The sequence below is a fragment of the Sphingomonas qomolangmaensis genome, assembly GCF_024496245.1.
GTDB lineage: Bacteria > Pseudomonadota > Alphaproteobacteria > Sphingomonadales > Sphingomonadaceae > Sphingomonas > Sphingomonas qomolangmaensis.
Genome location: NZ_CP101740.1, coordinates 3,065,343 through 3,078,317, shown reverse-complemented (window position 1 = coordinate 3,078,317; position 12,975 = coordinate 3,065,343). Strand labels below are relative to the sequence as shown.

Here is a 12,975-nt window from a genome sequence, read left to right as displayed (position 1 = left end):
ACGCGGAAGCCTATTCAGCCTCAAGCTCGACAAGGCCCGCCTCTTTCAACTGCCCCAGCAACAGCGCGATATCGGCACTGCACTGATTACGCTCAGCATCAAACATGGTGCACATCTGGTCAGCCATCTGATCGACGGTCAAACCATCCTGCACCCATTGCCAGACAAGTCCGGCCGTCTCGTTGAATTTCACATATTGGCTTGTACGAAGGTTCAACAGCGCCTGGCCACTATCGAGCTCGCAGGTAACGACATCCTTGTTCGCGACGTACCGCGCGCGAGCCATTGGGTCAGATGTAGACACGCATACTTCTCCGCAAAGCCGCTAATAAGCAAAAAGAGCGGCCACCTTGCGGCAACCGCTCTTCTTTTTCAACCTTCACCCGTAATTAGGAAAAGGTCAGCTCGCTGAAAGGCGTGCCCGTAGGAAACGCTGCATCGAGAGCGTTACCAGTCGCGCCGCCCTTCGTAAGGGTCTCAAACGACCCAAGGAGTTCCATTGCAGGACGCTGATAGGTGCGCTTAACCATAAAATATCTCCTAGTTCATTGAGGTTAGGTGCGTTCGACCGAAACATTACCAATCGCAACCTCGACAACGATCAGCAGCCGACTCACAGTAGATCGGGTAACAATTCGCTAACGCTTCTTTAACACTTCGTCAATCAATCCGATCCGACGGTACGGTAACCGCGCAATCTGTGTCCCAACCCGGGATTTCACGGATCGCTTGCGTAACAATCGCGAGATCGTGTCGGTTTTAACGCTGTGTGGGCACCAGAATGAAGCGGCGTCCCGACTTGCTCGGACCTGCAAAACCGATTAGCGGCCATCACGATGGCTCAAGCAATGAACAACGCTCTCTGTGCCGACAAGGTGCCCCTGCAAAGTTCTTTGGATCTGCTGCGGTGGCTGGGAAACGGCCTAACGCCGGCTGGCGAAATACCAGCTGTCGCAGATTGGGGTTCGGTGCTTGCGGCCGCGACCGCAACCAAGACAATAGGATTGCTGGGCCGAGTGGCCGGCGATCCAGCAGCAGGGGTACCTGCCATCGTTGCGGAACAGATTGTAAGCGCCCGGCGCGATATCCTGCTGACCAATCTGCGGAATTTCGATTGGACGATAAAGACTGTAAACGCGCTTCAAGCGGGCGGAATCGACCCGATCGTGTTCAAAGGTGCACTTCGGTCCCACCATGTCTATGCAACATGGGACGCGCGGCGGTCGTCGGATATCGATTTGTTGGTGCGCCCCGAAGAGTATTGCCACGCACAGCAGATTCTAGCTGCCGACGGAATGATCGCGCTTGTTTCCGATACTTCGATCTGGTGGCATCGATGCCTGGGCGAATCGCCCTATGCACGCCCCGACAGCACCAGCCCCATTGTTGATCTGCATCACCGCGTGCAACAGCCCGGCGGCCCTTACCCCCGCCAGATGGAGGAGTTCTTCGCAGCCAGCATGGTCCAGAACATCGGTTCGAATGCGATCCGAACGCTCTCCCCGCATCACGCTTTGCTAGTCTGCGCGATCAATTACGGCAAGGCGGTACGCGCTCGAAAGCCGTGGCTGGCGGAAATGCATGAATTTGCGTGGATGACGCGATCTATGACGAGGGATGAGTTAACCGCAGTGAGGAACCTTGCTGGCCGGAATAATCTCCAGGGATTAGTGGATGAATGCCTAGCAGTGAGCAAACTGCTTTTCGCGAGTTCGGGCGAGGCATCGGCTGATTTCGAGCGGGCGGCGCTAAGTTCGATTGGACATCCTGCATCTGTGCGCTTCGAACGCACCAGTAAATTGTGGCATTGGATGGATGGCAACCTACTACGCCGCGGCGGCCTTTTCACGATCGCGCTCTCACGCATCGCAAGGGCAGAACTCGCTTTGCGCCGCGAAGGTCTGTCTCTACCGAAATAAGCGAAGGATCTACGAAGTTCTCGGTTTGAACGATAATACCATCCGATCTATCGCGATCCCATCAAAATAAATTTTGGCGGCTAACGGTAGCGTCGCCGATCGGGCGTCATCTGGGCACCCCCAACAACGGCAATTTGATTTCTACGGTGGGCGCCTTAAACGTTTGGTGCGGCATTGCCTTCTCGAAGGATGGATCGCCTGGGTGAAGGCCTCGTTTTCCGACCGTTATGACCGGCAAGTGTGTTCGAGAGGCGCGGCCATCTCGTGGCCGCCCTGTGTTCACGTTGGATAAGGGTCGGGACCCATAATCCCCAGATGATGGCTGCCACGAGGTAGTTTGCGCCGAGAACGTTGGTGGCAAGTTTATCATAGCGGTGGAGATGCGCCGATAATCCTCGAGGCGGAACATGCGCTCGACAGCGTCGCTGCTTTTGTAGAGCGGGCGGTAGAAGCAGCGTTTCCAAAGCCGGTTCGCCTTGGAGGGAATGTTGGGCACGGCACCCTGGCGCTCGATCAGGTCACGGATCGCATTGCTATCATACGCCTTGTCGGCCAGCACGATAGTGCGGCGCGCGATCGTCGAGCGGGACATCAGCAGCACGGCAGTCGGCGACGTTACCACCGTCTGCAGGAAGCTGAGCGGGCGGCCTTCAGCGTCGGTAAGCGCGTGGGGTTTGCTGCTGCGACCGCCTCGGCTGGTCCCGATCGCCTGGATCAGCGCCCCCTTTTCGGCGCCCCGCCGAGCGGTGGGCCTTCATATGTGTGCTGTCGATCAAGACCTCGGCGCGCAGTCCACCCGCTGCTGTCAACGTGACGAACATCTCGTGCCGGATGCCTTCCGCGGCCCGCCGCACTAACGTGTTGTAGAGCGTCCTTCTCGGACCGTAGTAGGCGGGTTCATCAACCCAGCGCCCGCACGATCGGCCACATGGATGATGCGGCTGATCACCCGTCGGTCATCGCCCCGCGCAACGGCGCGCACCTTGTCCAGCATCTATAGTCGAAACCGCTCGAACTGCTCCCCGCTCAACCAGAACGCACTCAATTCACGGTTCTGCTGTTGCCGAGCCTGAATCACATTCCATCCGCCCAGGGAATCAAGTTTATGGGTCCCGACCTTTGTGACGCTTTCGATGACCGACGGCTCCCACGACACCGCACGGCCGCGGAGCGTTGTCAAATATCAAGGCGTTGCCTAGTCAGCGTATTGAGGGACTGGGTTTAGCGACTCGCCTCGAAAGCTAGGCCTAGTTCCGAGCGCCAATGCGATCATACCGGAGACCGCCGCTGCCTCTTCTGACTAAGAACGACCGCACGTCCCGTCCGGCAGTCCGCGTCGCGCTGGACCGTGTGCGGATGGCTTCAAATGCGTATCCCCAGCTGTTCTCAACAAGCTTAAGGGACGCCGGATTGCAAATTGTTGACCGCAATTACAACCCGGCTAAGGACAGTCGTCCTGATATTATAATATATCACTGGCCAAATCATTTCTTTATACAGGAAAGCCGAAGAAATACACTCGTCTTGTTATTTCGACTTATAGCTCTTAGGGCCAGAGGCACTCGCGTGTATTGGGTTGTCCACAACATGTCGCCCCACGAAGGTGAAATCCAGGCGCCGATGGCGACTCATATGTTTCTGCGTCTTGTCAGTGGTTTCATTTTCTTATCGAACAGCTCTAGACGCGACTTTATCGCCGCCTACCCCAACTTCGAATCCGCGCCGCACCTCATTACGCGTCATGGCCGGTACCCAGACGGCACAGACGCGCCCTCGCCCCGTCGACTGGTTTCGCGCGACATAAGGCTGCTGATGTTTGGGCTCATAAGGGAATACAAGAATGTCATCGGCCTGATCCAGGCGTTCCACGCGGCAAACGATCCGGACATCACACTTACGATTGTCGGAACCTGCTTTGACCCCGGTCTCAGAGATCGGATCGAGTTAGCCTCAAATGGATCGAATAGGATCAATCTGGATCTTCGATCGGATCTACTTACGGACTCGGAACTCAATGCCATCATCGACGCGCACGACGGCGTGGTGCTGCCCTACACAAAGATTCTCAACAGTGGCGTCGCGCTCCACGCGATCGGTCGAAACAAGCCCATCCTTGCTCCGGCGATCGGAAGCCTTCCGGAACTGGAACAGTCTCTGGGACAGGACTGGGTTTCGCTCTTCAAGCCTCCGTTCGACCAAAACGCCGTGCGTCTGTTCGCAAACCACCTGCGTGCAGGCGGTCCCGAACGCGCCGATCTGTCCGCCTACGACTGGAACACCATCGGTGCCGAGATTGCGCACTTCATTATGTCCTGATTTGCTTTGATGGAAGTTTGTCTCATACGCATGTGGCCGCGATCCGAGGAAATCGACGTCACTTCATGGATTCTGAAGCGACGCTGCGACCCCATTTGAACGGTCAACCTGCGAAGGAATTCGACCGACAAGCATCCTGTCAACGACCCCGGACTCTAATCCGCCCGTCAGGCCTGACCATCGGACGGAATTGTACGGGGTCGCGCTCGAGCGCAACGGCTAGGCGTGGCTGAGCCGATCGACGCGCGGCGCGAGGCAGCGGCGGGGCGTCCGCCGCGCGTCGCACGGCACCAAAGTGTACGCCTGCGGTTCAGTCGCATCACGGTCCCTCTGACGCCTTGAGCATCGCATCCAAAATCCGGCCGGACTCGGGTGATGACATAATAGCCCCGATCAGATGTCAGACGACCTGCCGACGCCTCAAGTTGGCCAATCTCCCCACCACCTCGACCATGGCAGAGCGGGCCGGCGGAAAGATCGCGACCGACAACGTCGCAAGGCAGTAGTTGAGCACCACGCAGATGCCTATGCTAACCACATCGGACAGTTCCCAGGCTTCGAGATTCGCTGCCCAGATGATGGCTGCGCTTAATGCTGCCGGAAGCAGATGGACCAATAGGAGACCTGACATGTCGCTTGCCGTCACAGGGCCGATTCTGTGAAGTACGGCGATGAGGGCCGGTATGCGGAAGAGATATGCGCTTATCGTATAGGCGGCCGCAAGACCCACGACGCCCCACTGGATACCCACAAGGAACGCGATGACCGTGACGCCCGAGGTCCATAAGCCAAGGCGGAACATCGCCCGCGTCTTGCCCTGACAAATGAAAATCCACCCATTGGTGACCAGTACGACCTGGGCCAGGCTCGCGATCCCAAGCCAGGCGAAGATCGGTGCCGCAGCGCTCCACTCCGGCCCGAACAACAGATTGATGAGCTGATCGGACGCCAGCGTAGCCGCCGCGATCCCCGGAATGAGACAAAACCCGAGAACCATATTGGTCTGCAGGTAGATTTTTCTGAACCGGGCCTTGTCGTTCTGTACGCGGCTCAGGATGGGAATCATCACTCTGGAGAGCGGCTGAGAGATGTTTTGCAGGGGAAACAGCAGGAGTTTGTAGGATCGATCATAGAGACCCAGTTGGGTCATGCCTGAAACTCGACCAATGAGAACATTGTCGAAGTTTCGCGCAAGGAAATTGACGATATTGAATCCTGTGAGATTGGCGCCAAACGACCAAAGGTCTCCATCCAACTTCAGGGTGGGCCGTCCCGGACGCCAAGGCGATGCGATCCAAGCGGCGATGACCGCTGTGAGGGCAGCCGCGATTGGCCCGATGACAAGAGACCAGTAACCGGAACCGAGCAGGGCCGCACCCACTGTGGCGCCGAATCCTGTCGCAGCAACCAGTACGTCGTTCAGCGCCAGATTGCCGAAGCGCATATTGCGGTTCAGCAGACTAAGAGGCAGAGTTGCGAGGCTGCCGATGAAGATCGGCACGGCAGCGACCACCATGATGGCGGTTACGCGCTGGTCATTGTAGAATAGCGCAGCCAGCGGCGCAGCCGCTATGATCAATAGCGCGGCGACCGATGCAATGGCAGGCGAGATCCAGAATGTCTGGTTCAGGTGTTCACGGGTGATCGTCTCCCGCTGAATGATGGCCGCCTGCAGTCCCAAGTCCTGGAACAATGCGATGAAGGCAACGATGGGCGCGATCGAGGCAACCAAGCCGAAGTCCTGTGGCGCGAGCAGCCGCGCCAGGACGACGACCGACACAAGACTGAGTGCCATCTTCAACGCCTGGGCCAGCCCCGTCACGAGCCCCCCTTGCAGGGCGAGCCGACCGAGTTGCAGCGGCTTCGGCGAGGGCGGATCAGTCATCGGTCTTTCCTTGGCCGTAACGGGGGCAGCAGGGGGCGGTACGTCGAAACCATGTGTCCGACAAGCTCCGCTGCGCCTGAATCGGCGCGCGGCCATCCGGTGCTCAAGCTCGTCCAGCACAGGCTTGAAACCAGCTGCTGCCCTGTCTGCAGGAAGGACTGCAGATTACAGAACCCTGTCTGCCGCTTGCGACACCACAGTGCATAATGTGAGTGACTTTTCGACCCCGACAATGGCAGGGACTGGTAAAAGTACATAAAGGCGTTGCGGTCAGATTGGCCATGCGTGGCGACAAGGACGATGGGGAATGATCAGTATGCTCAGAAGTTTTGGTGTAAGTGTGTTGCTTACTCGAGCGCGACGAGAAGGTGCTCGGCGACTAGCTTACCGAAGCAATGATAAACGAGCTGTTTTAATTATTCCGCCGACGCAAGCTGGCAGCGTGGGGGACGCGGCTATGCTGACGGTGGCCTATAATGAGCTGAAAACTGCTGGCTTCAGTCGCGTTTCTGTAGCTCTCCCAGCTGGATGGGACGCCCTTCCGCCATTTGACTCCTATCACGATCTGAACAAATGGTTTTTTGACGGACGACGGAGCGTGCTGGCGCACGGGATTCTGGAAGCGTCGGCTTTCTCCCACACAATGTTAGTCGGCGCGGATTGCATAGACGGTACTTATAACCCTGGCTCCATAACCCGCCGAATGGTGTTGCTCGACGAGCACGCCCGCATCGGCGGTGACGCCCGAATTTTGGGAAGCAGCTTCTCGACGAAGCCGCATGCCGAGGCAATTAGGACCCTTCGTCACCTAGCATCCAATGTATGCATCAATGCGCGCGACCCGGTTTCAAGAGAAAGACTTCAGGCCGCTGCCGGCCGTGTAGTCAGACAAACGGCGGACCTTGCTTTCCTTACCATGCCTGCGGGTGACGACGCCATTCCTGACGATACGCGTAATTTCCTCGAGGCCCAAGCGGCCGCGAAACGTCCCATGATCGGACTCAACATCAACGCTAACATCGATCGGACTGTTGTCGGTTACACGAGCGCCCATGACAACTTCCTGAGACGCCTTCTTGGTGAAGGCTACAGCGTTCTTCTGGTGCCACATGATAACCGCGGGCAGCGGAGCGACGAAACACTGCTGTCCGAGCTGCAACTACGCTTGGATCCCGACAGCGCAAAACATGTCCATCTCCTGAACGCACATGAACCTTCCTTTGTCAGGCAGGTTCTCTCCAAATTGGAAGCCATTGTGACTGGACGTATGCACGCCGCGATTCTCGCTATGAGCGCAGGAACACCGGCGATCAGTTTCGTCTATCAAGGCAAGTTCGAAGGTCTCTATCAACTGATAGGGTTGACTGAAGAAAGTGTTTTGTACGACCCTAAGAACTTCGCGGAGCGACCAGACGAGATCCAAGACCAGATACTCGAGGCGCTCGGGCGGCGAGAGGAACTCAGAGTCATCATCCACCGTGAGCTGCCGCGCGTCATGGGACTTGCTCGCTCTAACTTTGACTGACCCAGTCGACCAAGTGGATCGGGAAGAAGGCGGTTGAAGATCCCGCTCCCACGGCGATAAATCATCCCTTCATAAAGGCTCCTATCATTTCCCTTTTGGCATCGCCACATGTTGACCGTCGGCGTCTTCCCGCCATTTTATTTCCGCGGGCCTCATTGATCATGATCCAGGCGCGCTCACGTGAACCCTATGAGGCCGTGCCAGAACGGCGGCGTAACGGTGAACGGTCGAGCTTGGATGTGATTCCGAGCGGATGCGGGACCAGATGACCAGACCTGGAAGGCATCATTTGGAACCGACCGCCCGCGCGCTAAATAGCCGCACAGCCCTGCGCTACGGCAGCGATCTGACCGTTGCGGAGTGGGCGAACCGCGCCTGATCTGCCGGAGGCATCGGATTGTGAGGCACACTGCCATATACATGTTGTCCGCGGCTGCATAATATTGACCGACAGCTCCGAAAGCCGAAATAGCACTGGTGCGAAGGGCTCTAGCGAGTGGGCCAAGGCTGCATTCGGGTCCAAGCCGTGTGGTTTGGCAACGCGGCAGGCATGATGTTGCCGCCCAACCATAGCTATGGTGCTTGGGGTCGAGGGTGGTGTATCGTGGACGTTAAAGGGCGGCACATCGGGGGTAGCATGCTGGCACAAACAACGGGTGCCGACACGCGCCCGGAATATCTCGGCGAGATCCAAGGACTTAGGACTGTGGCGGCGCTGTTGGTCGCGTTCTACCATGTATGGCTTGGCCGGGTGTCCGGCGGCGTCGACGTGTTTTTTGTAGTCGCCGCTTTCTTCATGACCCGCTCGTTCGTCAAATGGTCCGCGCTGCGTGTCACGGCCGTTCGTGACTATTGGCTGTTGACAGCGCGACGGGTCCTGCCGGGGACTGCGCTGGTTGTCTTGACGACGGTTCTGGCCGTGCTGGCGATTGCGCCCGAATCGAGCTGGCGATCAGAATTCGGTCATGCGCTGGCATCCATTCTATTTCTGGAGAACTGGAACCTTGCGAACGAAGGAACCGACTATCTGTCGCGCGACTTGAGCTCGTCTGCGTTCCAGCAGATGTGGGCGCTATCGTTGCAAGTGCAATTTTACTTCATCTTTCCGCTACTTATTTGGGCGGTGATGCACCTAGCCCGCCGAACGGGCGTTCAGCCGCGAACGGCGCTGCTGTTCGCCTTTGCTGTGCTGTTAGTAGCGTCGCTACTGTGGAGCATTTTCGAAACCGCTCGGTTTCAACCGCGCGCCTATTTCGACACGTTCGCTCGCGCATGGGAGTTCGCGGCAGGCGCGCTGCTTGCGCTCACGATCCACCGCATCCGACTCTCTCCGGGTGCGGCCCGTGTGCTAGGCCTAGCAGCACTCGTCGTGCTGCTCGGGTTCGCGGCGGTGATCGACGTGTCATCGCAATTTCCGGGCGTACTTGCCGCCGTGCCTGTCCTCGCCGCCGTTTCCGTGATCGTGGCGGCTCAGAACGGGGGCCGAGTGCCGGTGCTGACCTGGACGCCGCTGGTCCGGGCAGGGGATTACTCCTTCAGCTTCTACCTGTGGCACTGGCCGCTGCTCGTCTGCGCGCGTTTGTTGCTCGACCGGCAGGATGTCGGTCTGGCGGCTGGCGTTGCGATCCTGCTGTTTGCCGCCTTGCTAGCTTATGCCTCGACCCGCTTCGCCGAAACGCCGTTCCGGCGCCATGCGCACCTGACCGGCCGACCGGCGCTGACGCTGGTCGCGTGCGGGTTGGTGATGCTGCCCGCAGCCGGGGCGATCGCAGGTGCAAAACTGCTGAACCGGACCAAGGAGCGTCAGGCCTGGGCGAGGGTGCTTGCCCATCGTGAAGGCAAACTCTTTCCGGCCTCGGACCAGATGTTCCCGGACGCCATCGTCGCACGACGTGACATCTCGCCCGTCTACGCCGATGGTTGCCACCAAGATGAACGATCCGCGGTGCTGATCGAATGCATGTACGGCGTGAAGCACGGCCGGGCCACGGTGGTGGTGCTGGTAGGCGGATCGCACTCCGCGCAATGGCTGCCGGTGCTGCAGGCGCTAGCGCCGTCGCGGGCCCTTAAGGTTGTCAACTTGACGAAAAGCGCCTGTTATTTCGGTTTGGGACGGCCGATCGGCGCGAATCGTGATGCCAGCTGTGAAAAATGGAACGAGGCGGCGGTCCGGCGGATCACTGAATTGAAGCCACATCTTGTGTTCACCATCGCGACCAGGCCAGTTGATGGTCGCGAAACCGTGCCGTCGAGCTATCGTGCCGCATGGCGTGCGCTGGACCAGCATAACATCCCTGTGCTCGCGCTGCGCGACAATCCGTGGATGCAACGCGATGCCGTCCAATGCGCTGAACTGCACCCCAATGATGCGGGCGAATGCGGCCTGCCTCGTCGTTTCGTCTACGCCGACGATCGACTGGAGCTTGGGCCGGACGCAGACAATGTGACGCTGCTAGACTTTTCCGAGGCATATTGCCCGGGCGAGATGTGCCCCGTCGTGCACGACGGCATCCTCCGCTACCGAGACCGCCACCACCTAACGACCACTTACACCCTCACCTTTCACAAAGCACTGGGTAAGGCGCTCGATCGGCTGCTGCCTGCGTCCCGTAGCGTCCAGGTACTACCTTACAGCAAGCCTCTTACGCAGGTTTCGAACGCACAACAGTCATCTGGAACTTAAGACGGCTTCGGCTGATGCCGCCTTCAACGAAAGGAGCGCAGCAGGGCAAATTGAGTTGGTCGACTGCTCATGTCCCTAAGGAGCTGACAGGGCCACTCTGTGCGATGAAATCTCGTGGGGATAAATAGCGTAATGCCCGACGCGGGTGCACCTTGTTATAACCGGCGAACCATTCAGCAGTTGGTCGATGACGCTTTGCGCATCTGGCCTAGGGCGCACGGCAACATGATTGCGCTCGAGGGGGCGAACGAACGCAAGGCTGCGGTGGGCACCGCCGTGCTGGAGGCGAGTGCGCCGGATCGAGATATGTCCTGTCCATAAAGGCCTTGTGGTTCGTTACCCCGTACCGGTAGTTGCGAGAACGCGAAGACGTTACCGGGGCAGCAGGGGTACTACGCAATGAAAATCACAGTTTTTGGCCTTGGCTATGTCGGCATGTCGAATGCTGTGCTGTTAGCGCAGCACAATGATGTCGTCGCGGTAGACATCTCGAGCGAACGGGTGGCGATGGTCGCTGCGCGCACGTCGCCCATCGTCGATGTCGAGCTGGAGACGTTCTTGGCCGAACGCGAACTACGGCTGACCGCAACGACCGATGCCGCCGCGGCGCTCGAAGGAGCCGAATATGTCATTGTTGCGACGCCAACCAACTATGACGTAGAAACCAACAAGTTTAATACCGACTCGGTCGAAACGGTGATCAAGCAGGTGGCCGCGCTCGCGCCACAGGCAATCATCGTTGTGAAATCGACGATCCCAGTTGGCTTCATCGACGATGTACGCGTGCGTCTAAATGCGCCTCAGGTGATCTTCAGCCCTGAATTTCTGCGCGAAGGCCGAGCCCTCTTCGACAATCTCCACCCCACGCGGATTATCGTGGGCGAACGTTCGGCTAGGGCGCGCGTCTTCGCCGACTTACTGGTACAGGGTGCGGAGAAGGCTGATATTCCAGTGCTCTTCACCGATGCTCGCGAAGCGGAGGCTATTAAGCTGTTTGCCAACACCTATCTCGCGATGCGCGTGGCGTTCTTCAATGAACTCGACAGCTATGCAATGGGCGGCGGCATGGATACGCGTCTGATCATAGAGGGCGTCAGTCTAGATCCGCGCGTCGGATCCCATTACAACAACCCAAGCTTCGGCTATGGTGGTTATTGCTTACCCAAAGATACCAAACAGCTCCTCGCTAATTACTCGGATGTTCCGCAAAACCTCATCCGCGCGATCGTGGACGCTAACCGCACACGCAAGGATTTTCTCGCGGACCGCATAATCGCCCGAAGTCCCGAGCGCGTTGGCGTGTACCGCCTGACCATGAAGGCTGGATCGGACAATTTCCGCCAATCCTCGATTCAAGGCATCATGAAGCGGCTCAAGGCCAAGGGGATCGAAGTGCTGGTGTACGAACCCGCCCTTCCAGACGACAGCTTCTTTGGTTCGCGGGTGGTGAACGATCTGGAGGCGTTCAAAGCGGAATGTGACATCATTATCGCCAACCGCGCCGCTCCCGAACTGGCCGATATCGGCAACAAGCTGTTTACCCGTGACATTTTCGGGTCGGACTAAGCAAGAGGGGCTAGCAGAGAGGACGAAGGTGCAGTTCTTCGAGAGGCTACCCTTCTCATCCGCGGAAGAAGTTACCGGGCACTGTCGATCAACGCGCGTGGTTTCGTCCCTAGGGCGCTCACGATGCTCTCTTCCCTTCATTCGTCGCAATGGTCAGTCGCGCCTTGCCCTGGTTCGCCGCAAGGCGACGAGCCACCTGGTCCATGAAAGCCTGGTAGCGCTGGCGGCCGAGCTGCGCAGTTTCGGTATCGAATGCGGGCTGATGCGCCATGATTGTCATTTGATGCTGGATGAACAAGTCGAGCGCTTCCGATGTGATGTTGAGCGTGTTCTCGACCCGCTGGAGAATGCGCTGCTGGCGATCCATTCGCGGCGCGAACCGCTCGTCGAGTTCGTTGATCGCCTTGCGGTCAAACCAGGCCCTAAGCGCTTCTGTGAGGATGGCAGTCTTGGAATTGCCGGGCTTGTTCGCGAGGTCATCAAGCTTCGCCGACAGGTCGTCGGCGGTAGCGCCACGCCGACCGTGCGGAGCGCGGCCGTTCATATGTCGGGCACCGCCCGACCAAATGTCAGCGATCGCCACGGCATCAGCCGACGTGACACAGACAACGCGACCCGGCGGAATGTAAGCCGAATAGAGCACATCTCCGCGCGCGCGGAGACGCCCGATGTGCAGGCTTATGCGATCTGTTTGGCTTTCTAGCGCTGGATAGCGCTTGCTTTGCGTTTCGCCCTATTGCCCGTCGGACGTTGGGACGCCTTGCTCAAACCTCCCGAAACCAAAGGCAACGGAGTGAGGCATCATGACCAACGAACCGGATCGAATTCTCAGGATCAAGACCGTGCTCGACCGCACGGGTCTCAGCCGATCCACACTGTACCGACGGCTCCAGGCCCGCACATTTCCCGAACAGGTGTCTATCAGCGAACGATGTGTTGGCTGGCGCGAGTCCGCGATCACGGCCTGGCTAACCAATCCGAAAATCTATCGTCAGGACGATCCTGCGGCCTGATCCCCGCGAACCGCCAAATGATATTCGGCGGTTCGGCCCCCAATGCGACAACCGCCATGCCAAACCGC

Annotated in this window: 10 protein-coding genes and 1 pseudogene; 6 read left to right on the top strand and 5 right to left on the bottom strand. The window is 58.4% G+C overall.

What is annotated here, in order from left to right; all coding sequences use genetic code 11:
• Positions 1-10 precede the first annotated feature (10 nt).
• Both NMP03_RS14560 and NMP03_RS14555 read right to left on the bottom strand, forming a co-directional pair.
• Positions 11-286, bottom strand: a complete 276-nt coding sequence (locus NMP03_RS14560) for a PqqD family protein (protein ID WP_256506197.1) — start codon at positions 284-286, stop codon at positions 11-13.
• Positions 287-389: 103 nt separating this feature from the next.
• Positions 390-500, bottom strand: a complete 111-nt coding sequence (locus NMP03_RS14555; RefSeq protein ID WP_256508141.1) for a putative RiPP precursor — start codon at positions 498-500, stop codon at positions 390-392.
• 348 nt (positions 501-848) lie between these two features.
• Between NMP03_RS14555 and NMP03_RS14550 the strand changes: the two genes are divergently transcribed.
• Positions 849-1,919, top strand: coding sequence for a nucleotidyltransferase family protein (locus NMP03_RS14550; protein ID WP_256506196.1), 1,071 nt, complete (start codon positions 849-851; stop codon positions 1,917-1,919).
• A gap of 305 nt (positions 1,920-2,224) precedes the next feature.
• Here the strand turns inward: NMP03_RS14550 and NMP03_RS16230 are convergent.
• Positions 2,225-2,913: pseudogene (locus tag NMP03_RS16230) on the bottom strand (IS5 family transposase); the annotation flags it as partial.
• A 638-nt stretch (positions 2,914-3,551) separates the two neighbouring features.
• Here NMP03_RS16230 and NMP03_RS14540 point away from each other — a divergent pair.
• Entirely contained in the window at positions 3,552-4,235 is a 684-nt protein-coding gene (locus NMP03_RS14540; protein WP_256506194.1) for a glycosyltransferase, read from the top strand.
• A gap of 400 nt (positions 4,236-4,635) precedes the next feature.
• Here NMP03_RS14540 and NMP03_RS14535 read toward each other — a convergent pair whose 3' ends face one another.
• Positions 4,636-6,120: a lipopolysaccharide biosynthesis protein gene (locus tag NMP03_RS14535; RefSeq protein ID WP_256506193.1), complete on the bottom strand. Its 1,485-nt coding sequence runs from the start codon at positions 6,118-6,120 to the stop codon at positions 4,636-4,638.
• Positions 6,121-6,577: 457 nt separating this feature from the next.
• On the opposite strand from NMP03_RS14535, the gene NMP03_RS14530 reads away from it, so the two are divergent.
• The 3 genes from NMP03_RS14530 (at position 6,578) to NMP03_RS14520 (ending at position 11,894) form a co-directional block, all read left to right on the top strand.
• Positions 6,578-7,645 carry a polysaccharide pyruvyl transferase family protein gene (locus tag NMP03_RS14530; RefSeq protein WP_256506192.1) on the top strand — a complete coding sequence of 356 codons (1,068 nt, stop codon included), beginning with the start codon at positions 6,578-6,580 and terminating at the stop codon, positions 7,643-7,645.
• A 637-nt stretch (positions 7,646-8,282) separates the two neighbouring features.
• Entirely contained in the window at positions 8,283-10,328 is a 2,046-nt protein-coding gene (locus NMP03_RS14525) for an acyltransferase family protein (protein WP_256506191.1), read from the top strand.
• Positions 10,329-10,727: 399 nt separating this feature from the next.
• Positions 10,728-11,894, top strand: a complete 1,167-nt coding sequence (locus NMP03_RS14520; RefSeq protein WP_256506190.1) for a nucleotide sugar dehydrogenase — start codon at positions 10,728-10,730, stop codon at positions 11,892-11,894.
• 118 nt (positions 11,895-12,012) lie between these two features.
• Here NMP03_RS14520 and NMP03_RS14515 read toward each other — a convergent pair whose 3' ends face one another.
• Positions 12,013-12,438, bottom strand: coding sequence for a CopG family transcriptional regulator (locus tag NMP03_RS14515; RefSeq protein ID WP_256506189.1), 426 nt, complete (start codon positions 12,436-12,438; stop codon positions 12,013-12,015).
• A gap of 259 nt (positions 12,439-12,697) precedes the next feature.
• Between NMP03_RS14515 and NMP03_RS14510 the strand changes: the two genes are divergently transcribed.
• Positions 12,698-12,907, top strand: coding sequence for a helix-turn-helix transcriptional regulator (locus NMP03_RS14510; RefSeq protein ID WP_256506188.1), 210 nt, complete (start codon positions 12,698-12,700; stop codon positions 12,905-12,907).
• The last annotated feature ends 68 nt before the right edge of the window (positions 12,908-12,975 follow it).